General features: G+C 41.0%; 21 protein-coding genes. 15 read left to right on the top strand and 6 right to left on the bottom strand.

The annotated features are described in order from the left end of the window. Positions 1–77 precede the first annotated feature (77 nt). The 5 genes from ACZ5AE_RS02590 (at position 78) to ACZ5AE_RS02570 (ending at position 7,289) form a co-directional block, all read left to right on the top strand. The gene (locus ACZ5AE_RS02590; protein WP_464569213.1) at positions 78–1,646 is read left to right on the top strand and encodes a transporter substrate-binding domain-containing protein; all 1,569 of its coding nucleotides are present in this window, start codon (positions 78–80) and stop codon (positions 1,644–1,646) included. Next, complete coding sequence (locus tag ACZ5AE_RS02585) at positions 1,646–3,010, top strand: sigma-54-dependent transcriptional regulator (RefSeq protein ID WP_464573519.1); 1,365 nt, start codon at positions 1,646–1,648, stop codon at positions 3,008–3,010. The genes ACZ5AE_RS02590 and ACZ5AE_RS02585 overlap by 1 nt, the downstream gene beginning before the upstream one ends. Next, complete coding sequence (locus tag ACZ5AE_RS02580) at positions 3,007–3,993, top strand: TAXI family TRAP transporter solute-binding subunit (protein ID WP_464569211.1); 987 nt, start codon at positions 3,007–3,009, stop codon at positions 3,991–3,993. The genes ACZ5AE_RS02585 and ACZ5AE_RS02580 overlap by 4 nt, the downstream gene beginning before the upstream one ends. A gap of 1,015 nt (positions 3,994–5,008) precedes the next feature. Continuing rightward, on the top strand, positions 5,009–6,328 hold the full coding sequence (locus ACZ5AE_RS02575) for an MFS transporter (RefSeq protein ID WP_464569209.1): 1,320 nt from the start codon (positions 5,009–5,011) through the stop codon (positions 6,326–6,328). A 163-nt stretch (positions 6,329–6,491) separates the two neighbouring features. Then, positions 6,492–7,289, top strand: a complete 798-nt coding sequence (locus tag ACZ5AE_RS02570; protein WP_464569207.1) for a fumarylacetoacetate hydrolase family protein — start codon at positions 6,492–6,494, stop codon at positions 7,287–7,289. Between the two features lie 161 nt (positions 7,290–7,450). Here the strand turns inward: ACZ5AE_RS02570 and ACZ5AE_RS02565 are convergent, their stop codons facing one another. The 3 genes from ACZ5AE_RS02565 to ACZ5AE_RS02555 all read right to left on the bottom strand — a co-directional run bounded on the left by ACZ5AE_RS02565 (position 7,451) and on the right by ACZ5AE_RS02555 (position 10,465). Then, a complete protein-coding gene (locus ACZ5AE_RS02565) occupies positions 7,451–7,666 on the bottom strand; it encodes a hypothetical protein (RefSeq protein ID WP_464569205.1) in 216 nt (71 codons plus the stop codon). A gap of 118 nt (positions 7,667–7,784) precedes the next feature. Beyond that, entirely contained in the window at positions 7,785–9,980 is a 2,196-nt protein-coding gene (locus ACZ5AE_RS02560) for a DEAD/DEAH box helicase (RefSeq protein WP_464569203.1), read from the bottom strand. A 74-nt stretch (positions 9,981–10,054) separates the two neighbouring features. Beyond that, positions 10,055–10,465, bottom strand: a complete 411-nt coding sequence (locus ACZ5AE_RS02555; RefSeq protein ID WP_464569201.1) for a hypothetical protein — start codon at positions 10,463–10,465, stop codon at positions 10,055–10,057. 379 nt (positions 10,466–10,844) lie between these two features. Here ACZ5AE_RS02555 and ACZ5AE_RS02550 point away from each other — a divergent pair, with 379 nt between their 5' ends. Both ACZ5AE_RS02550 and ACZ5AE_RS02545 read left to right on the top strand, forming a co-directional pair. Further along, a complete protein-coding gene (locus ACZ5AE_RS02550) occupies positions 10,845–11,717 on the top strand; it encodes a tyrosine-type recombinase/integrase (RefSeq protein ID WP_464569199.1) in 873 nt (290 codons plus the stop codon). Continuing rightward, entirely contained in the window at positions 11,714–12,856 is a 1,143-nt protein-coding gene (locus tag ACZ5AE_RS02545; protein ID WP_464569197.1) for an IS91 family transposase, read from the top strand. Before ACZ5AE_RS02550 ends, ACZ5AE_RS02545 begins: the two co-directional genes overlap by 4 nt. Positions 12,857–13,176: 320 nt before the next feature. On the opposite strand, the gene ACZ5AE_RS02540 is transcribed toward ACZ5AE_RS02545, so the two are convergent. Both ACZ5AE_RS02540 and ACZ5AE_RS02535 read right to left on the bottom strand, forming a co-directional pair. Beyond that, the gene (locus tag ACZ5AE_RS02540) at positions 13,177–13,548 is read right to left on the bottom strand and encodes a hypothetical protein (RefSeq protein ID WP_464569195.1); all 372 of its coding nucleotides are present in this window, start codon (positions 13,546–13,548) and stop codon (positions 13,177–13,179) included. Between the two features lie 23 nt (positions 13,549–13,571). Then, positions 13,572–14,090 carry an acyl-CoA thioesterase gene (locus ACZ5AE_RS02535; protein WP_464569193.1) on the bottom strand — a complete coding sequence of 173 codons (519 nt, stop codon included), beginning with the start codon at positions 14,088–14,090 and terminating at the stop codon, positions 13,572–13,574. 412 nt (positions 14,091–14,502) lie between these two features. Here ACZ5AE_RS02535 and yedE point away from each other — a divergent pair, with 412 nt between their 5' ends. The 8 genes from yedE to ACZ5AE_RS02495 all read left to right on the top strand — a co-directional run bounded on the left by yedE (position 14,503) and on the right by ACZ5AE_RS02495 (position 21,630). Beyond that, positions 14,503–15,732 carry a selenium metabolism membrane protein YedE/FdhT gene (yedE, locus tag ACZ5AE_RS02530; RefSeq protein ID WP_464569191.1) on the top strand — a complete coding sequence of 410 codons (1,230 nt, stop codon included), beginning with the start codon at positions 14,503–14,505 and terminating at the stop codon, positions 15,730–15,732. Between the two features lie 69 nt (positions 15,733–15,801). After that, a complete protein-coding gene (locus tag ACZ5AE_RS02525) occupies positions 15,802–15,978 on the top strand; it encodes a sulfurtransferase TusA family protein (protein WP_284037878.1) in 177 nt (58 codons plus the stop codon). Between the two features lie 298 nt (positions 15,979–16,276). Further along, complete coding sequence (urtA, locus tag ACZ5AE_RS02520) at positions 16,277–17,518, top strand: urea ABC transporter substrate-binding protein (RefSeq protein WP_464569189.1); 1,242 nt, start codon at positions 16,277–16,279, stop codon at positions 17,516–17,518. 129 nt (positions 17,519–17,647) lie between these two features. Further along, the gene (gene urtB, locus ACZ5AE_RS02515) at positions 17,648–18,550 is read left to right on the top strand and encodes an urea ABC transporter permease subunit UrtB (protein WP_464569187.1); all 903 of its coding nucleotides are present in this window, start codon (positions 17,648–17,650) and stop codon (positions 18,548–18,550) included. Between the two features lie 25 nt (positions 18,551–18,575). Beyond that, the gene (gene urtC / locus ACZ5AE_RS02510) at positions 18,576–19,655 is read left to right on the top strand and encodes an urea ABC transporter permease subunit UrtC (protein WP_464569185.1); all 1,080 of its coding nucleotides are present in this window, start codon (positions 18,576–18,578) and stop codon (positions 19,653–19,655) included. Then, complete coding sequence (urtD, locus tag ACZ5AE_RS02505) at positions 19,606–20,388, top strand: urea ABC transporter ATP-binding protein UrtD (protein WP_464569183.1); 783 nt, start codon at positions 19,606–19,608, stop codon at positions 20,386–20,388. The genes urtC and urtD overlap by 50 nt, the downstream gene beginning before the upstream one ends. Then, a complete protein-coding gene (urtE, locus tag ACZ5AE_RS02500) occupies positions 20,366–21,061 on the top strand; it encodes an urea ABC transporter ATP-binding subunit UrtE (RefSeq protein WP_464569181.1) in 696 nt (231 codons plus the stop codon). The genes urtD and urtE overlap by 23 nt, the downstream gene beginning before the upstream one ends. A gap of 152 nt (positions 21,062–21,213) precedes the next feature. Continuing rightward, complete coding sequence (locus ACZ5AE_RS02495; protein WP_464569179.1) at positions 21,214–21,630, top strand: DUF1284 domain-containing protein; 417 nt, start codon at positions 21,214–21,216, stop codon at positions 21,628–21,630. A 51-nt stretch (positions 21,631–21,681) separates the two neighbouring features. On the opposite strand, the gene ACZ5AE_RS02490 is transcribed toward ACZ5AE_RS02495, so the two are convergent. Then, positions 21,682–22,119 carry a protein-tyrosine phosphatase family protein gene (locus tag ACZ5AE_RS02490; protein ID WP_464569177.1) on the bottom strand — a complete coding sequence of 146 codons (438 nt, stop codon included), beginning with the start codon at positions 22,117–22,119 and terminating at the stop codon, positions 21,682–21,684. Positions 22,120–22,254: the final 135 nt, after the last annotated feature.

Below are 22,254 nucleotides of genomic sequence, written 5' to 3'. Positions count from 1 at the left end.
GAGTGATACAATAAATAAAATAATTGGGTTATTACCCCCACTGATCGAAGTTTCTCTTTATATGGGGAGGGCTTTTTTTGCGATATTTAGGCTTACTAGTTTTTCTAACACTCCTGCTTTTCCCTGCCTTCCCACAATTGGCGGCAGCGGAGGATCAGCATGTGATTCGAGTCGGATTTGATAAAAACTTACCGCCCCTTTCCTATTTGGATCATAATGGCGAAGCTGCCGGATTTGACATTGAACTGATCCGGAAAGTGGTCGAACACCAAGGATATCAGCTCCAATTTATTCCGCTTGAGTTGGAAGATGCCATTCAAATGCTGAAGGCTGGTAAGCTGGATGTGATGGCAGGATTAAAATATACCAGTACCCGTAACTCTTTTATTGACTTCAGCGATTCCTATCTAACGATGTCGGACGCTGTCGTAATTCCCTCCGGCATTCGAGATATTTCCGGTATGAATGATTTGAAGGAAAAAGTTGCAGCGGTTCAGCGGGAAGATGCTGTCATTTCACAACTGGAAAGTATTAGAGGAAGTCAAATATTAGAATCCTTTAATCAGCCTGATGCGCTCGACATGCTTTTTTTAGGAAGAGCTGATGTATTCTTGGGGAACCGTTGGACGGCTGAATACGTTCTCCAAAATGCTGACAAACAAAAACTCTATCGAATTCGGACGGGACTTATCCCGCCAGCGGATTATGCTTTTGCCGTACGGAAAGGCAATTACAGTCTATTAAATGCATTGAATAAAGGTTTAGCAGAAACCCATCAAAACAGCACTTACGAACGCTTATATTCCCAGTATCTTGAACCGTATAGCGGTTTAGCGATTGGCTGGTGGCGAAATCTGGTCTATGGACTGCTCATCGTGATGGGAATCATTTTCATCATTTTAATAGGGAGCTTCATTTGGAATAAACGATTACAACAAGAAGTTAATAGACAAACAGAAGCATTAATAGCACAGGAAAAGATGCGGGCTTTAGGTCAGTTGGTCGCCGGTATTGCTCATGAACTCCGCAATCCACTTACAGCGATTAAAACCTTTGTTGAGCTGCTTCCTAGAAAAATAGATGATCCGCGGTTTCGAACTGAACTTGTCCGCCATGTCCCAGAAGAAGTAGGAAGGATGAACCGAATTATTGAGGATTTACTAGACTATTCGAGGGAAAAGCCTATGTACCGCAAAAGGGAAAATCTGCAAGAATTGGTTCAATCGGTTACAGATCTTTTTATGAAACAAATCCGAAGTGAAGGGATCCTGTTAGAAATTAATATTCCCCCAACCTCAGATGTATTTATAGATCGAGACCGCATTAAGCAGGTGCTTATCAATTTAATCCTTAATGCTATTGAGGCAATGGCAGAAGCGAAGGAAAAACGATTGACTTTCCATGTTTCAACCGAAGGGTCCAAGCTAGTTCTCAAGATAGCTGATTCGGGGAAAGGGATTAAGGAAGAGGATGCTCTTCATCTATTTCAGCCTTTTTATACCACCAAGAGTCAAGGAATTGGATTAGGACTGTATATTAGCCAAAAGATTATGAAGGAGCATGGAGGACGGATTGAAGTGAACAGCGTCAATAATACCGGAACAACTTTCAGCTTATTTTTCGCTAATGAAGGAGATGCTTCATGATGAATATTTTAATCATTGATGATGAACAGGCTATTTGCTCCTCCCTTTCGTTCGCTCTTGAGGATGAATACACAGTTTGGACGGCTTCTAATGCGGAGACCGGCCAAAAATTGCTGGAAAGCGAAGCAATTGATGGGGTTTTGCTCGACCTTAATTTAGGCAGATCGAGCGGAATAGATCTTCTTCGGCTCATCAAGGAAAAGTGGCCGGATACAGTTGTGATCATGATGACCGCCTATGGCACAATTGATTCCACCGTTGAAGCCATTAAAGAAGGCGCCTATCATTATCTAACAAAGCCCCTAAATCTGGAAGAAGTTAAATTAATGCTAAAAAAGGCCCTAACTTTTCAGCAGCTGCACCAGCAAGTTCAAGTGTTGGGCCATGCGGTACGCCAGCGGGAATCCTATGCTGGTTTAATCGGCAAGAGTGAATGTATGCAGAAAGTATTCCAATTAATTGAGAAGGTGAAGGATATTCCCTCTAACATTATGATTACGGGGGAAAGCGGAACGGGCAAAGAATTAGTGGCCCGTGCAATTCATTTTCAAGGCATACGCCAACAAAACGCGTTTTCTGTCATTAATTGTGCAGCCATTCCAGAATCATTGCTTGAAAGCGAACTGTTCGGGCACGAAAAGGGCGCGTTTACAGGTGCTTATCAGCGCAAACAAGGCCTTTTTGAACAATCTGATGGCGGCACCATCTTCTTAGATGAAATCGGCGAAATGCCTCTTGCCCTTCAAGCGAAGATTTTGCGGGTGATTCAGGAGAAGGTGGTCACTCCTCTCGGTTCACAAGCGGCGAAAGAAGTGGATGTGCGAATTATATCTGCGACACATCGAAATCTGCTAGAAGAAGTGGCGAAAGGGAACTTCCGCGAGGATCTTTACTATCGCTTGAACGTGATTCCAATCCACGTTCCTCCATTAAGGGAGCGAAAGGAAGACGTTCCGCTTCTTATCGACCATTTTTTAGCTTTCTATTCTGCTAATCTGAATATCCGGACGAAATCGTGCAGCCTTGATGCAAAACGGATGCTTTACCAATACTCCTATCCTGGTAACGTTCGGGAACTTTCCAATATAGTAGAATATGCGGTTGCCCTATCGGATAACGATGTGATCCAGCTTTCAGACCTCCCTGAAGCCGTTTATCGAAAGGATATTCCTTCTAAAGAAGCGCCTGAAGAGAACGGTCTACTCCTTCCGGAAGGCCTTTCTCTTGCAGAGGTAAATAAAGAATATATCCTTTATACTTTGGAAAAAAATCAGGGTCACCGCATCAACACGGCTAAACAATTAGCCATCAGCGAGCGGGGCTTACGCGAAAAATTGAAGCAATATTTGAGGGAATCAGAATGAAAAAGTTCCTATTAATAGCGGTGATTGGGCTGTTCACTCTAGGGACCTTTACACTTGGATGTACGAAACAGCCAGAAAAAATATCTCATCGTCCGGCAAAAGAACAAAACTATTTAACGATTGCGACCGGCGAGGTTTCTGGTCCCTATTTCACCATTGGAGAAGCATTAGCGAAAGTGTATAAAACGAAACTTGGCTACAAGACTGCTGTTCGGTCCTCTGACGGATCAGTCGAGAATGTGAGCCTATTGGAGAATCATAAGGCGGACCTGGCTTTTGTCATGTCCGATACAGCTGCCTTCGAGCTGGACCGCTATGTAAAATCTAGGGATGAAAAATCCAGGCACCCGTCATTTAAAGCAGTAGCTGGACTTTATTTTAACTATGTTCAGATTGTTACTCTGAAAGATGAAAACGTTCATTCCATTTACGATTTAAAAGGAAAGCGAGTCGGTGTAGGTGCCCCGAATAGCGGGGTTGAGAGGAATGCCCGAATGATTTTGCAGGAACATAGCATCACCTATCAGGATATACAGCCTGAATACCTTTCCTATGCTGAAGCAATGGAGCAATTAAAAAACAAAAATATAGATGCAGCCTTTGTTACTTCCGGACTTCCCAATAATGCAGTCGTGGAGTTGCAGAAACTGAAGGAAGTTTCGATTGTTCCCATTCAAGCTAACATAATCGATCGTTTAACGAAACAATATCCATTCTTTGAGAAGGCAGAACTACCGGCAGGTGTTTACCAAAATAACGAACCCATTCCGACAGTCGCCATTCGTAACATACTTCTGGTTCGATCCGATTTATCAGATAATCAGGTCTATAAAATCACCAAGACATTTTTTGAAAACTTGAATAAAGTGCAACGAGCACATCAAGCTGCAACTAATATTAATCGAAACGGAGCAGGAAAAGGCCTGGTTGTACCCCTCCATCCGGGAGCAATGAAATATTTTAAAGACTATGGAATTCAGTAACAGGTTTACTTGTGAGGTGCAAAACGGTAAATCACAACCCTAACCACATAGCAAATCACATAACCTTTCAGAACACAAATCACAGTATATTGCACAGTCCATAAGGTTTTGAGATGAAAATATCTCTAAGCCTTTTTTCAAATTTTCTTTGTCTGACTAAAGCAACCGCAAGTTGTATAAGTTCATCAGACACTAAAGAGAGTTTGATAAGCGGAGAAAATTCCCTTATTTAGTAAATAAGATTAAGAATAACTTAAATAGGCGAAGAAATTTCCCCTATTAACTCAAAAAACTTCAATATTGGGGATTTTGCTTTGTTTAAGCGAAGAACCTTCCCTTATTTACGTTGGAATGAGTCCTATTCTCCATTTAGCGGAAAAATCTTCGCTTATTTTATTATCACTAGTTACTCAATTAAGGATAAGACTTCTAAAGTTTCAAAAAAATCAAGTGAACCCCATTTAGATGCATTGAGGGTAGTTTAAAATTCACACACCCTCTAATAATTATTTCATACCCTGTGATTTACTATGTGAATTAGAAAATGATAATCAATTAAAACTCTATAAAATGGTGATAAATCAATAAAAATCGCACTCTGAATCATATTGTGAATTTAAGTGTGTTTTGCCGTGTGGTTTAAAATGATTGCACCTCTAAAGTAAACCCGTTAGGAATTCAGTAGGTATTTATTTATGGAGAGAAAAAAAATCCGTTTCGGTTGAATACATCCGGCAAAAAGTTCCGTTTTAATCGGAATTTTTTGCCGGATTATTTTTTTAGGAAGAAAAATATTTTTTAGCCTTTTCTGTATAATCCTGTCGAAAAAAGGGACTGTTTCACATGAAACAATTTGGCATGAAAATTGCATGATAAATAATTGAATTTTTAAACAACTCCGAGAGAAATTCACTCCGAGTTTTACCTCTTTATGAATTCGTTTCCCACATAAATAAGGTGGTAAGACTCTATAGCATTTCACTCGGGAAGCTTATAAACAAAGGGGGAGTTAAAAATGAAAGTACGAAATGATCGTGCAGCGTCACGACGTATTACAAGCAACATCTTCAAGGGATCGCTTGGAAATCTAATTGAATGGTATGACTGGTACGTCTATTCAGCTTTTGCTATTTATTTTTCTTCTGTATTTTTCCCACAAGGAAATCCCACCATTCAATTGCTTAATACAGCTGGGATTTTCGCTATCGGATTTCTCATGCGTCCTATTGGAAGTCTGTTAATGGGAATATATGCTGACCGGCACGGCCGCCGGGCTGCGTTAACACTTTCCGTCACCATCATGGCCGCGGGTTCTTTAGTCATTGCCTGTACTCCTGGTTATAGCAGCATTGGTATTCTATCACCTATCATTCTCGTTGTTGCCCGGCTGATTCAAGGGATTTCGCTCGGCGGCGAGTACGGAACTTCCGCCACTTATTTATCAGAGATGGCTAGCAGCGGCCGCCGCGGCTTCTACTCTAGTTTCCAGTACGTTACCCTTGTCGGCGGGCAGTTGGCGGCACTTGGTGTAATGATTATCCTTCAGCAGGTACTTAGTGATAGCGCTATGCATTCATGGGGCTGGCGTATTCCATTCGTCATTGGCGCATTAGGAGCATTGGCCGTATTATGGTTACGCCGTACAATGGACGAATCTGAACAATTTTCGAAAATGGGCAAAGAAACCCGTAAGAAAGCTGGAACCCTTAAGGTTTTAATGAAATATCCAAAAGCAGTTTTAACAGTAGTTGGCTTAACGCTCGGCGGAACAATCGCCTTCTATACGTTTACTACTTATTTACAGAAGTTTATGATTAACACGGTAGGAATCGATAAAGAATCTGTCAGCTGGATTAACTTTCTGGCATTACTAATATTTGTTGTTCTGCAGCCACTTGCGGGTATGCTTTCCGACCGAATTGGCCGCCGTCCGCTATTATTAGGTTTCGGAGTATTTGGAACCATCCTGACGGTACCGCTTTTTATGCTTATGCAACAGACAAAAAATCCAGTCATGGCTTTTCTGCTTATGATGGTAGGCCTCGTAATTGTGACGGGCTATACATCCATCAACTCGATTGTAAAAGCGGAATTATTCCCAACTGAAATCCGGGCACTTGGCGTAGGATTTCCGTATTCGCTCACCGTCGCTATATTCGGCGGGTCAGCTGAGTTCGTTGCCTTATGGTTAAAGAATGCCGGAAAGGAATCTCTCTTCTTCTATTACGTTGCCGTTTGTATAGCAATAAGTCTATTTACCTACTGGCGTATGGGTGAATCTTCTAAAACATCCCATATTGAGTCTGAACTTATTTCCAATAATAAATCAGCATAGACAAAATGCCCTACAAGATCATCAATAAACTTGTAGGGCATTTTTGCACGTATATCATTGTAAATTCATTGGTAATAAAATTAATTTAATAAGAAAAAGAACACTATGTTATAATCAGCAGGCAGGTAAATTTCATCAAGTAAGTGAAGGAGTTCATATGGTAATGCAGGTGCTTCAAAAAACACAAACGATAGTTCGTTATCAGAAACCTGATGGTAAAGCTTCATATGGAATTGTGGAAGATAATGAGATATTACAATTGTCTAGTGATTTTGCTGAAATTGTAAAGAATGATCTGAAATATGATGGTGTAAGGGTTAAATATAGTGATGTGAAGATTTTAGTGCCGGTAGCTCCCTCTAAAATCGTTAATTTTGGCTGGACATACGCTGGACACGCAAAAGAAACTGGCGGAACTGCCAATCTCAAAGAACCGTTTTTATTTTTAAAACCGAACTCTTCCTTGGTCCCAGATCAAGGTGAAATCATCCTTCCATCACCTGATTTAACGCAACAGGTAGAATTGGAGGGGGAAGTGGCAATCGTTATTGGAAAGCGGGCCAAAAATATAAAAGAAGAAGAGGCAATGGATTATGTTTTTGGCTACACTTTATTTAATGATGTAACAGCAAGGGACCTTACAAAAACTGACCCTCAATTCACAAGAGGCAAAGGCTTTGATACTTTCGGTCCTTTGGGTCCAGTTATTGTGACTGGTTTAGATCCGACTAATTTACGAATCGTAACGAGATTAAATGGAGAAGTTGTACAGGATGGCAATACCAATCAGATGTCACTTTCCATTCCTTTTCTCATCAGTTGGATTTCACAGGTTATGACACTTGAGCCAGGTGATGTTTTGGCTACTGGCTCGCCTTCGGGAAGCTGCCCAATGAAGTCCGGAGATGTTGTAGTTGTTGAAGTAGAGCAGATTGGTAAGCTTTGTAACTATGTGAAATAATAAATCCAATAACATTCTTTCAAAAATTCCAAAAGGTGTTAAAGGCAAAATTTTTTCATTCTTGCCTTTAACACCTTTCCTTTTACCATAACTCTATTACGATAAATGCACATCGTCCAAATAGCCTCTAAAATCTCGTTACCTGCCCTATGGCGATGAGATTATTCACTCTTCTTAATCATGTGGATTGCGCTAACAAGTTCATCAATCTTTGCATTTCTTTCTTGATCTGATTTTGTTTTTGCATCCATAAATTTAATTACTTTAATCACAAAATAAATTCCAAAACCAGCAACAACTATATAGAAGATAATGGGTAAAAAAGTTAACAAAACAAATAAACCTTCTGATGCAAACAATGTACCGCCGTTAAACATATTACTCCCCCAAGACTAAAGTTATATAGTCTATTTTAACACAAATTGGAAATACCCTATGAATGAAACAAAGAGACGGCACTTCTGCTTTTGAGGCAGAAGTACCGGTCTCTGTGCTTCATTTTAGCAAGTACTCACACACTCTGCTGGAGCTTAGTCTAGCCGCTACATAAGGGGGACGGATTTCTCTTGCTCCTTCGAGCGGGAGTCCCAGCCACAACACCTTTTCGTCGAGCATCACGAAGGGAAACGGAACGTTGTCTTCCTGGCCTGAAATAATGGTTAATTTCACCTTTTCGCCCTTCTTCATTAGCTGTCCCTTCCATTCTTCCGTTAACTTGGCCCTCTCCGGCAAGGAGATTGTAATCGATGCCTTAGCCGATGTCATGTCCCGAAAAACAGCTTCTAATTTTAGTGCATGAATCCACCTTAACTTTGAATGGTGGTTTTGAATCCACGAACCTATTTCTTTATTTGTGACCGTTTGTTCGTGCCGGACCTGATAATCAACGAGCTGCCTTAGAGTTTTTCCAGAATACACATGCTTTTGGATAAAATCACTGTTGCTGACGTGAATAAATTTCCCTTTCGTTCTCGTAATGGCTACATTAATCAGGCGTTCACTATCCTTTCCGGTCAATAACATACCTGCCCGGTTCTGCGGGCCGCTGTCAACTGTATCAAAGATCATGACATCTCGTTCACTCCCTTGGAATCGATGGACCGTAGCCGCAACAATATCCCCTCGGGTGCGCTCATCTGTGTAAATCTCTTCAAGAAGCATCTCCATCAGATTTGCCTGAGCCCTGTATGGTGTCACATAGCCAATCGATTTAGCACCTCCCAGGCAGGATTCATGAATCAATTGAAAAGACAACAGCAGCTGCCATAGGTTGAATCTTGAATTAGTGGTTTTATCACTCATGCCATGCAAGCCCGTGAAACTTGTATCCACAAGCACTGCCGCCTGCTCTTTAAAGGGTGCAAGGCTTGTAATTCTGTTCCTGCTTTTATAGACGCTCTCATGATCTCCTACCAGTGAATGATAAATGAACTTGTTGGTAAAAGCAGAAATATCGGGGTGCATCCTCCGCTGTTCTTTTAATAATAAAACTTGCGGATGCAGCTTCCCTTCATTCAAAGACTCCACAACCCCTGCATGATGGAATACATCTTCTTTCAGCCATTTGGCCACAAGCGGATCCCGGCTTGCGGCAATCGGCGGCAATTGCTTGAAATCCCCGCAAATGATGACCCGATGACCAAGCGCAGCCGCAAAAGCAGCCTGCGGTACATAGGCCATACTGGCTTCATCGAGGATAACGACGTCATAGTCTTGTTCATAAACCGCATTGTCACTGGCCGCCTTTGCCAGCGTTGTACCGACAATAAACGCCTCTTTTACTAATTGGACTTCTTTCTTCCGGACTTTTTCGAGAACCTTGGCAATCTGTGTTTCTAGCTCCAGTAGATGTTCCGAATCCCGCTTGCTAAAAGAGTGAGCCAAATCCTGTTTTAAGTTACGTCTTTCATCTATTAGTCTCTCTCGATCCTGGGCTAGGAGCGGGTCCTGTTTTTCAATGAGCAGACCAGTGGTAATTTCATGGCAGGCCGACAGCGTATCAGCTCCGCCGCCACCATAGCGGAGTACATCCCCTTCTCGGAATCGATTTTTCCTTTTAATAAAATCAGTCAGTTCATTCATCAATACATCGACGGCTTGATTGCTATGCGACAGAATCAGCACTTTTTTCTGCTGAAAATATTTGTTGGCTGCTGTTCTGGCCAGGGTATATGTTTTCCCGGTACCCGGCGGTCCCCAGACGAACGTGACCGGATTGTATTTTGACCTCAGGACCAATTCGTGGACATTACTTTTAATTTTTTCCACGGGATGCTTGGTTTCCATGGACGGATTCATCAATCTTTTCACTCTCAGCCGCTTTTGCTTGCTTTTTTTGATTTCATCTAAGCGTTCGATTAATTGCTCTAGCAGCTCCCAGGGATCGTGCAGCAAAAAAGCATCGGAAATGAGGTCGCCAAAGCTTTGCTCCAATGCAAGGATGACTCCCCTGCCCTCAGAGGAAAGTACTTTTCCGCTGCTTTTCATCGCGCCCCATTCCAATTTGATCGCTGAACCGACGGGTATTCTTAACGGGATGGCTGTATCAAAGTAATAGCTGTAGGCTTCATCATTTGATAACAGCCGGCCATTCGTCACAATATAACGGCTTCCGCCAAACTTTTTTAGGTGATTAATCTCATTTTGAAGGGCTTGCTGCCACTCTTTGAGATAGATTTTGGTTGTTGTCATTTGGATCTCCTTTTGATGCATGGGGACGGTTCTCGCGCATCAGAATGATGCAGAAGAACCGTCCCCATGCATCATTATCCTTCCTCATCTTCTTGCTCGTCTGTCTCTTGCAATTTTTGAATTTCATCGGTTAGCTGCTCAAACGCTTGGAGTCGGAATTTTGCACTGGCAATTAGGTCATCAATGATTTGCAAAAACGTTAGATATTCAATCCGGTTTTCACTGCATTCTTGGATCATTTTTAATAAATCCACTTCATACAATTGATATCTCTCATTAAAGGTTTTTTCATTCATCGTAAGAAAATACTCTTCATCCACTACGAATTCATTAAATATCTTTTTAGTCAATCGTTTCTTCGTGATTCTTATCTCTTCCTGATCCTGCTCACTGTCATAATGCTGCGCATCCTCATATTCCGAGCAAAGCGTCGCATATATCTTTTCCAGCAGCTCAGTTGGCTCTAAATATTTTAAATTCGGCATCTCAAATCCTCCCTTACCTAGTTATTTCCAAATATCTATTATCAAACACGAAAGTGATGCATGGGGACGGTTCTTGTGCATCAAAAAAGGACGGATCTTCTGCCTCATGAAGCAGAAGAACGAAATCGCTCCGCGATGGCTTTTTGGTAAATTTTCCATCCTAAAAAAAGCATAAAAAAAATGAAAAAGTATGTCTCCTGTGGTATTGTTTAATCGCCAAACCAAACAAACCATGAAAGAACATACTTTTTCATATGGAGATTTTAACACGAATACCGCGAAAAATACATATTAATATTTCCCATATTTCCGAGAGAGCTCCTCCTGCCCTTTTGATTATTGATTTATTTACTTTAAACAATCATCAGGAGGCAACACCATGAAACAATATGATCAAAAAATTGAGCTTTTCTTTGAACTTAAGGGAACCCCAGATTCCACCCAGGAATCTTATTGGCGAAGAATGCGGGCTTTTTTAAACTATATGCAAGAACTAAAAAAACCCATAGAAGAAATGACCCTTGAGGATATCCAACAATACATCCTTTATCTCAAACGAGATAAAGAACTTACGGCAGGGACTATCAATAATTACATTTCAGCCATTAAGTTTTTCTATACTTATGTATTAGAAAAGGAATGGAACTCAATGAAAGTTCCAAGGATGAAAAGAACTCAGAAGTTCCCTGTTGTTCCCTCACGGGAAGTTATACTTTCCCTATTAAATTCAACTCATAACTTAAAGCATAAGGCTATCCTTTACCTTGCTTATGGCAGTGGCCTTCGGGTAAGCGAAGTGGCTAAATTAAAAATTAGTGATATTTGTAGTAAGACCATGCGAATCCGTGTTGATAATGCTAAACATAATACCAACCGGTATACAATCTTATCCCAAACAGCACTGGAAGTGCTTCGAGAGTATTTTAAAACTTATTTCAGTGCTAAAAACTATAAGCCAAATGATTGGCTGTTTCCCGGCCAAAACCCCGGCGAGCACATTACTGTCAAAACGATAAAGAATACATTAATAAAACTTAGGAACAGTCTTTCTCTTGATCCAAATATATCTTCCCACACTTTACGGCACTGCTTTTCCACCCATTCCTTAGAAGACGGTGTAGATCCAGTGTTTATCCAACAGATGCTTGGACATAAGAGCCTTAAAACAACATTAACGTATCTGCACATGACCTCTAAAAGTCTGATGGGCATTAAAAGTCCGTTAGATTCAAAGGGGAATCATAGGGAATGACTACCATCCAAGATATATTTATGGCGTTCTATGCGCAGTATAAAGAAAAATATAAGCCATCCCCTGAACAGGCCAAAGCAGCCAACGACATCATTAGATGTCGAACAAGCAGCTTAGGTGGACATGCCTATGAATGTGATACATGTGGTCATACCCAGGTTCGATACAATTCATGCCGGAATCGTCACTGTTCCATGTGCCAAGGGGTTAACAAAGAAGTTTGGGTGGATAATAGAAAAAAAGATATTCTCAACGCCCCCTATTTTCATGTGGTATTTACCATGCCGGCGCAGCTGCACATGTTAATTTATCATAATCAGAAGGTACTCTATGATTTAATGTACAAATGCGTCGCAGAAACGCTTGCGGAGCTTTCCATTGACAAAAAGTATCTGGGGGCGCAAATTGGCTTTTTCTCTGTCTTGCATACTTGGGGACAAAACTTGCATTTTCACCCTCACATCCATACGGTTGTCTTGGCTGGAGGACTTTCCAAGCAGAATAAGTGGCGTCACTCGAGTAAAAAGTTCTTTATTCCTGTAAAAGTTCTGTCCAAAAAGTTCCGTGGAAAGTATCTATTTTATTTAAAGCAATATTATGAACAGAAATTGCTTGTCTTTTATAACGACGCAAAAAAGTACGAAGACCCAAAACAGTTTCAGTGTTTAATAGATGAATGTTACTCACTAAACTGGTACAGCTACACTAAACGGACTTTTTCAGGTCCATTGGCAGTGGTTCAGTACCTTGGGCGATATACACATAGAATCGCCATATCGAATAATCGAATTGTTTCAATAGATAAAAACACAGTTACAATCAGGGTGAAGGACTATCGAAACAATAATCAAATAAAGACAGTAACCATGAAAGGTGTAGAATTTATTCGCCGATTTCTCATGCATATTCTCCCGAAGGGATTAGTGAAAATCAGACATTATGGTCTACTGGCTAATAGAAATAAGAAAACCAAACTCAAACTGTGCCGAAAGTTAACCAATAGCCCGACTTACAAACCTAAATTTACTGGACTTAGTACCATAGAAATTATCAAGCAAATTACGGGAAAAGACGTAACAGTATGCCCATCCTGTAATAAGTCTCATCTAAAGTCAGCTGTCCATGGAGCCGTGCCATAAATGAAGAGAAATAAATACATTTTTTAAAAGCCTCTTAATTGGGGAGGGGGAAATTGTATCTAAAAACAGATAGAAATAACAAAAAAATATCTGTTTGAAAATGAAAACAGGTAAAAAAATTAAAAATCAAGGATCGCCCGAAGATTGAAACCCCACAGACCAAATCCGCGACTTCATTCTTCTATGGCAATCAAAAATTTTGCGAAAAGATCTTACCCATAAATACACCAAGGCCCGATTAGCACCTATCCACTAGTCGGGCCTTTTTACGCGCAAAACTTCCGATTGTCCTCTTAAAGATCCGTCCCTTTGCATAAATATTAATGGATTATCGCAGTGCCTACTAATGATGTTGGGTTTTCTCCTAATGCCAACTTGCTAATGTTTGCATAGCTAATTTGTTTGTATGAATTTAACAATTGTTTTATTTCAGGAAATCTTTCATCGTCCTTAAATTTTTCGATTTCGTTTTGATAGATGGACAATACATAATCATCTTGGAACTGCGGCTGAAATTCACTTGGGTCCTCATCCATTAGTAACGCGCCCATATATTGATATCCATACTGCAATTGCCTTGTCAGATGAATGATATTTAAGAACTTTTCATAAATCGATGGTTTATTTGTATGTAAGTTTGCAATCGCCATTTGCGCATCCTTTAATTCGTCATAATCTGGTGAAACTAACACAAAATCAATCTCCTTTGGTTTAATTATTGATCCCATGGTTTATTGATAGTAAGTCTAGACACAAGTTCTTTATTTTGTTCTCTTTTTAACTTACGGATTCTTTCACGTTCTTTTCCGGTTTCAAATAAATATTTCTCTTCCTCTGTTTCTGGAATAATTCCAGGCACCTCAAGCGGCCTCTTGTTTTCATCTAAAGGAACAAAAGTAAAAAATGCATTTGCTGCGATTCGCCGCTCTCCTGTTTCAAGATCTTCCGCAATCACTTTACAAAAAATCTCCATTGATTTTCTTCCTGTATAGGTGACAAACGATTCGATACAAACCGAATCGCTTACTCGAATTGGCTCCAGAAAATTAACAGAGTCGGTCGATGCCGTTACACATTGCTTAACCCTCGTATGCCTGCGGGCTGAAAGGGTCGCACAAGCATCCATCTTCTTCATTAAAACCCCGCCAAATAATGTATCATAATTGTTTAAATCATTAATGAGGACCTGATCCGTATGAATAATTCGTGTTTCACTAACTTTTCTTGCCTCCACTTAAACATCACCTTTATACAAAATATACTTACTTTACGTCCCGCTCATCTGAATAATTTTTAATCTTGAACATTAATAATATGTCCATATTAAAATTTATCATGTAAATCTTATATTGAATTCGTTATTGCACTCAATACCAACCAGTATTCCTCTATGAATCTAGATATCGAATCTTTGATTTTACCAATAACTTCTGGAATCTAAAATTATTCATATCGCCAATAACGATTGATATTAATCGTATTCATCTATATATCGAATTGCATAAATATCAGATCTCAGTAACATTAGTAATGGAAGTTCTTTATAGAATGCCTAGTTAACCCTTGGCATTTTTGTTATGTATACGAACTATTGCTTTATTTCACATTTTTTTTGAAGAAAAAAATGATAGGGGTGTTGCAGCATTATGAAAATTTACGCAAAAGTCTTCAAAGAATATTGGAATCCCTATGTAGCTATTAGTATTGCAGGATTAGTTAGTGCACTGTATTTTGGCATTACGGGTACTGTTTGGGCTGTCACTGGGGAATTCACAAGATTGGGCGGACATATTTTAGGGTGGTTCGGTGTCGATGTTTCGGATTGGGCCTACTTTCAACTTGTCGGCCTCCAAGGAACTCCCGTCAGCCGAACAGATGGCTGGATTGTCATTGGGATGCTGGCTGGCGCACTCATTACGATTCTCTTAAGCAACAGTTTCAAAATCCGAGTTCCGAAACAAAAAAGGCGGCTGGTTCAAGGATTTATTGGCGGAATTATAGCAGGGTTTGGCGCTCGTCTCGCTCTTGGCTGTAACTTAGCCGCCTTTTTCACAGGCGTCCCTCAGTTTTCATTTCATTCATGGATTTTTATGGCAGCCACTGCAATCGGGACCTTTTTTGGTGTTAAGGTTGTGAACACAAAATGGTGGCGAGGCAAACCAACACTGATGAAAGGGACGATGACCCCTGTTGTTACCGAGCATGACCCAAAAAGGAACATCCAGCCTATCTTGGGCGTAATCTTTGCCTGTCTTTATATTGGTGTCATCCTTTACTTTTTCGCAGCAGGCAAAACTCTTTTGGCGGTCGCATGTATAGCTGGTGCCTTGTTCGGCATTCTCATTGAACGCGGACAAATTTGTTTCACTTCTGCTTTCCGCGATTTATGGATCAGCGGCCGTGCCGTTATGTCAAAAGCCATTGCCGTCGGGATGATGATTAGTGTCGTGATAACATTTATTTATATTCAAAACGGCTCTATTGCTCTCATCAAAATTGCAGCTCCTAGTACCGTAATTGGCGGGCTGTTATTTGGATTTGGTATTGTTCTTGCCGGCGGTTGTGAAACGGGCATGATGTACCGGGCAATGGAAGGTCAATTATTATTCTGGGTTGTCGGTGCAGGAAATATCGTCGGAGCTACTTTCTTGGCATACGGCTGGGACCACCTTGGGATTTTCCACGCCCTTGGGGAAAATTGGCCGAAGGTAAACTTAATCGAACAATGGGGACCAGCAGGAGCCCTTGTCGGTACAATGGTTATGCTGCTTGTTTGGTTTTTACTTTCAAACTGGTGGGAAAAGAAGTTCCGTTATGGGACTGGAATCACACACGAAAAGAAAGAACGGATTTCTCACGTTACAAAGGAGGCTTAATCCATGTCACAGGTGATGGATGTTAACTACACGTTAGACATTCGCGGCGAGCCTTGACCTTACCCTGTCATTTATGCGCTGGATGCGCTAAAGTCTATGAAAATCGGGGAAGTATTACAGGTCATCGCGGACTGCCCGCAATCCTTCCGCAGTGTGCCGGAGGAAGCCGTCAAACACGGCTATAAACTACTAGCGGAACCGAAAAAGGTCGGGCAGGATATCTATTTTTATATTAAAGTAGTGTGAAACATGGGGACGGTTCTTCTGCATCATGAGGCAGAAGAACCGTCCCCATGCATCATAAAAAAGGATGTCTCATAAGGGGTTTACCCTTATGGGACATCCTTTTTTCATTAAGAAGATACAGGAGGATAATCTAACATATCAATCAAGAATAATTAATGCCATTTCCCCCTCATTCCACACAAACCTCACAAATCCATGTCATGAGATCTAACACGTTTATAGAAAATACAATTTTTAACTGATAATCTATGTTTTGTAAGAAATATTAACAAAAATCAGAAAAAAGAGGTGGAAAGATATGAAACATAGTCAAAGATTGTTAGCTTTACTGTTGGGAACAATGTTACTCGTATTAACAGCCTGCTCAGGCGAACAATCCTCATCAACCAAAAGTGAAGAAGGATCGTCTTCTTCACAATCAAGCGACACTATTAAAGTAGGAATCTTACATTCATTAAGCGGAACAATGGCGATTAGTGAAACCTCTGTCCGTGATGCTGAGCTCTTGGCAATTAAGGAAATTAACGAAAAAGGCGGCGTACTTGGCAAGAAGATTAAACCGGTTGTTGAAGACGGCGCTTCTGACTGGCCAACCTTTGCCGAGAAGGCAAAAAAGCTCTTACAAAAAGACAAGGTTGCCACTATTTTTGGAGGATGGACATCTGCCAGCCGTAAAGCGATGCTTCCCGTCGTAGAAGAAAACAATGGATTGCTTTGGTATCCAGTGCAATATGAAGGAATGGAATCTTCACCAAACATTTTCTATTCAGGGGCTGCACCGAATCAGCAAATTGTCCCTGCAGTGGAATGGCTGTTAGAAAACCGAGGAACTAAATTCTTCTTACTAGGTTCCGATTATGTTTTCCCTAGAACAGCAAACGCAGCCATTAAGGAACAATTAAAGGCAGAAGGCGGCGAATTGGCCGGCGAAGAATACACGCCGCTTGGACATACAGACTATAACACCGTTATTGCAAAAATTAAAAAGGATAAACCTCAAGTCATTTTTAATACATTGAATGGCGACAGCAACGTGGCCTTCTTCAAACAATTAAAGGATGCCGGGATCACTTCCAAAGACATCACCGTGTTATCAGTAAGTATAGCGGAAGAAGAGATACGAGGAATTGGTGCCGATAACTTAAATGGCCATCTGGCAAGCTGGAATTATTACCAGACAACCGACACCCCTGAAAACAAGGAATTCGTAAAGAATTACAAAGCGGAATATGGCGAAGACCGCGTAACAGATGATCCAATTGAAGCAGCATATTTCCAGGTATATTTATGGGCAAAAGCGGTGGAAAAAGCAGGTTCCACAGATGTTGATAAAGTGAAAGAAGCGGCAAAAGGCATTGAATTTAACGCCCCTGAAGGAACCGTCCAAATTGATGGCGACAATCAACACGTATACAAAACAGTCAGAATCGGAGAAATCCAGGCGGACGGTCAATTCAAAGAGGTTTGGAATTCAGGAGAGGCCTTAAAGCCAGATCCATATTTAAAAGGATATGATTGGGCTTCCAAATTAAGTAAATAGAAATACACTTGTCGCTGGGGCTCTGCAATTCTAAAGGTCGGAATTTTTATACTTATCATTAAAGTCTTGAAGAAGGATTCTTCCTTCTTCCCTTTTTTTCATCCTGTATGTTTCAAAGGAGGTTTCCAAATGGCATCAACCTTATTAACTCTTTTTAACGGTCTAAGTTTGGGGTCCATATTGCTGCTAATTGCCCTTGGGCTCGCGATTACATTTGGCTTAATGGGAGTCATCAATATGGCACATGGTGAACTTATCATGGTGGGGGCCTATACCACTTATGTAATGCAGTCTTTTTTTGCAAGTGCCCTCCCTGAAAAATATTTGGACTACTACTTTCTGTTGTCCATCCCAGTTGCTTTTCTTATCGCTGCAGGTTTCGGAATGATCATTGAAGTGACCCTCATCCGCTTTTTATATAATCGGCCGCTCGACAGTTTACTAGCTACATGGGGTGTTGGGTTAATTCTCCAACAGTTGGCCAGATCCATTTTCGGTGCACCAAATGTTGGGGTAAAGGCTCCCCACTTTTTGGATGGCGGGCTTCAACTAGGAGAGCTTGTTTTGCCTTATACTCGGATCTTTATCATTGGTCTTGTTGTCATTTGCCTTATTTCTATTTATCTGTATTTTTACCGAACTGCCAATGGGCGTAAAATCCGTGCCGTTATGCAAAACCGGCAAATGGCAGAGTGCCTTGGCATTAGAACACGGAAAGTCGATGTGATCACCTTCGCAATTGGCTCCGGTTTTGCCGGCATTGCCGGATGCGCCTTAACCCTTCTTGGCCCAATCGGACCGACCATCGGAACAAACTATATTATTGATGCATTCATGGTGGTTGTCGTTGGAGGCGTCGGAGCCTTGGCCGGATCTGTTGCTGGGGCATTCGGAATTGGTTTCTTTAATACAGTCCTTGAGTACCTGACATCGACGTCGATCGGAAAAGTATTGATTTTTATGATGATTATTGCCTTTTTGCAATGGAAACCGGCCGGTCTTGTTCGTTCCCGCTCGCGGGCACTGGATTAAAAATATGATGTAGGAGCGTTGATTTATGCAAAAATTAATGGCAAATAAAAAGGTAATCGTTTTTGGACTCTTACTTTTGCTGCTTTTAATAGCTCCCCTTTTCTTATCCGAATTTCGTCTGAACTTGTTAGGTAAATATTTGGCATTCGCCATTGTTGTACTGGGATTGGATTTATTGTGGGGCTATACAGGAGTATTAAGCTTGGGTCACGGAGTCTATTTTGGCTTAGGTGCCTATGCGATGGGCATGTATTTAAAACTGGAAGCAGCCCATGGCGGCCTTCCTGACTTCATGCAGTGGAGCGGCATCCAGAAACTGCCGGGATTTTGGATTCTTTTTCAAAATCCGATTATCGCCATTTTACTAGGAATCTTCATTCCTACTTTTATCGCGGCGATATTAGGATTTTTAACATTTCGAAATCGAATTAATGGTGTCTACTTTACCATCTTGTCACAAGCACTTGCTGTTATTGTTGTAACCTTATTTATTGGTAAGCAGGAACTTACTGGCGGGACTAATGGATTGACTGGATTCACATCCTTTTTTGGATTTTCTCTATCTTCCCCAATGACACAAACTATCATTTATTTTGTTACAGTCGTTATGCTGGCATTATCTTATCTAATTTGCACAAAACTCGTTAACGGCCGGCTCGGCCAAGTGTTAATCGCGATTCGCGATGGTGAAAACCGCCTCCGGTTTATCGGGTACGACCCATCTGTTTATAAAACTTTTATCTATGCCCTTTCCGCTGGATTTGCCGGGCTTGCAGGGATGCTGTTTGTTCTTCAGGTTGGTATCATTTCCCCCGCCATGATGGGTATTATCCCCTCTGTGGAGATGGTGCTTTGGGTTGCCTTGGGAGGACGGGGGACATTAATTGGACCTATCATTGGAGCGATTCTGGTTAACAGTGCGAAAACAGGCTTTAGTGAATCTTATCCAGACATTTGGACATATTTCCTCGGGTTTTTATTCGTAATTGTCGTCGTATTTTTGCCAAATGGCATTTCTGGCTTGTGGAAAAATATCAAGGAAAGGTGGCCGTCCCATGTTGGAAAACAGTCCAGTCATTCTCCACTCAAAAAACATATCAGTTAGTTTCAATGGTTTTAAGGCGATCAGAAATCTTGATTTTCAAGTATTAAAGAACCGGGTCCATTTTGTCATTGGCCCAAATGGTGCCGGAAAAACCACCCTACTGGATATTATTTGCGGAAAAACTCCTATTACAGAAGGAAAAGTACTGTTTAAAAATCAATTTAATCTATCAAAAATGAAAGAATATCAAATTGTCCGTAAAGGCATCGGGCGGAAATTCCAGGCGCCGTCCATTTTCTCCAATTTAACCGTCTATGAAAATTTAATGATTTCCATGAAACAAAATAAAGGCCTTTTTGCCACCTTGAAAGCAGTGGTCACAGGGAATCAGGAAAAGAGGATTTCCGATATGCTGAAGCTCATTGGATTGACCTCTGAACAAAACCGAAAAGCAGGGTCACTTGCCCATGGACAGAAACAATGGCTTGAAATCGCCATGGTCCTCCTGCAGGAACCCGAATTGGTTCTTTTAGACGAACCGATTGCGGGGATGTCAAAATCTGAACGGAATAAGACAGGTGAACTGATTCGCCAGATTGCAAAGGAACGAGCTGTCCTCATCGTTGAACACGACATGGACTTCGTCAGAGAATTTGCGGATATTGTAACGGTCATGCACGGTGGGCAGCTGTTATGTGAAGGCAGTATGCAAGAAGTCCAAAACAATCCAAAGGTGCGTGAAGTGTACTTGGGAAAAAAGGAGGATAAGCATGTTAAAGCTCGAGCAAATTGAAGTCGGTTACGGTGACAGCATGGTTGTCCGAAACGCCAGCTTACAGGCAGACAAAAACCAGGTGGTATGTCTTATAGGAAGAAATGGGGTTGGAAAAACAACCATTTTAAAAGCAATCATGGGAATCCTTCCTCCCAAACATGGAGACATCTTTTTTAAAGGTGAAAATATTACGAAAAAATCTCCTTCGGCCCGAGCGAAAAAAGGAATTGGTTATGTGCCACAAGGCCGTGAAATTTTCCCTAAACTAACCGTTTATGAAAATTTACTGTTAGGTCTCGAGGCCAGCTCTGAAAAGAGAAAAACAATTGACGAAGAGATTTATCAATTCTTCCCTATACTAAAAGATTTTTCGAAAAGAAATGGCGGAGATTTAAGCGGCGGGCAGCAGCAGCAGCTTGCTCTGGCAAGAGCCCTTGTTTCCCAACCATCATTTCTACTATTGGATGAGCCAACAGAGGGAGTTCAGCCCAACATTGTAGAGGAAATACAAGAAGTCATTCATACGATTAAACAAAAAGGGCAAACCTCTATGATCCTCGTTGAACAAAACTTGGAATTTGCCAAAAGCGTCGCTGACTATATATATGTCATTGATCATGGATCCATTGTTTACGAAGGTCATGCAGACCAGATTGTCGAAGAGGAAGTTATTCAGTATTTAAGTGTTTAACTGAGACATGGGGACGGTTCTTCTGCTTCATTAAGCGGAAGAACCGTCCCCATGCATCGTGCTTAATGTGGTATGATGTGAATAATATGTTAACCAAAATATTACCAAGTTAACATTTAAAACTAAATAACCTATATATTGGGGGGATAAATTTGTATAGGCTTCGGGGTCATCATCTTTTTTGCCTTCTTGGCTATCGAGGAATGGGTTATTCTGAAGAATATGTGAAGAATATGACACGTTTGCATCAAAACTTGAGGAATAACCCCACGACTTTAATTCATCTTGTCAATGGACCTGATCAGTTGTGTGAAAAATTCCCAAACTCTGGGCAATACCATTGTGAAGACAATCATATTTATGTAAGAGATGCGGCCATTTTAGAAAAAATGGGGCTTACCATCGGACAGATCCTGAGTTGGGAAGAGATCGAAACGCACATCCGAAAGTTTGTCGTCCCCGCCGATATTCAAACCATCTGTGAAACATGCTCCTGGCGTTCATACGGAGTTTGTGAGGAAGGGATTCAAGAGATTCATGATGGCAAGGGCTTAAGGGAAGTGAAATGAAATATGGGGACGGTTCTTCTGCCGCTGAGGCAGAAGAACCGTCCCCATGCATCATTTTAGACCCAGAAATTTTTCGTATCTTGATAATACTTCCATATAAATGGGCGGTGGTGCGACATCTGGTTTCCTTTTCCTGACCTTCCGCAGCGCCTGTTCACAATCTAACCGATATCGGTACATATAAAAAGCCGTTAGGACAAAACCCGTTCGGTGTATGCCAAACCTGCAATGGATTAAAACTCGATGCCCCCTGTCCATCAGCTTGTTTATTTGTTTCATCAAATTATCTAACCATTCCACACTTGGTTTAACCCAAAGAAAGATTGGGGACCAAATCATAACTCTCCTTGAAAAATCAAATTCAGGCTGATCAGGGGTTATGCGCAGGTTTACGATTGCTGATATTTTTCTTTTAACAAAGTCCCAGTCATCGGAAGAAATACTCCCCCCTGCGTACAATCTTCCTGGGATCATTTCAATATAGTTCAATTTGTTTACTCCTCCATACTTGATTAATTCACTTTATGAAAATGGAAGCTTTAAGTGCCCCATCATACATATCCCAATATTTTTTATGAGCAAACAAAAAACGACAATGTTTGACGATTACATTTAGTAGAATAG

This window comes from Neobacillus sp. S1227 (assembly GCF_055385255.1).
This window is presented reverse-complemented; position numbering and strand designations above follow the sequence as displayed.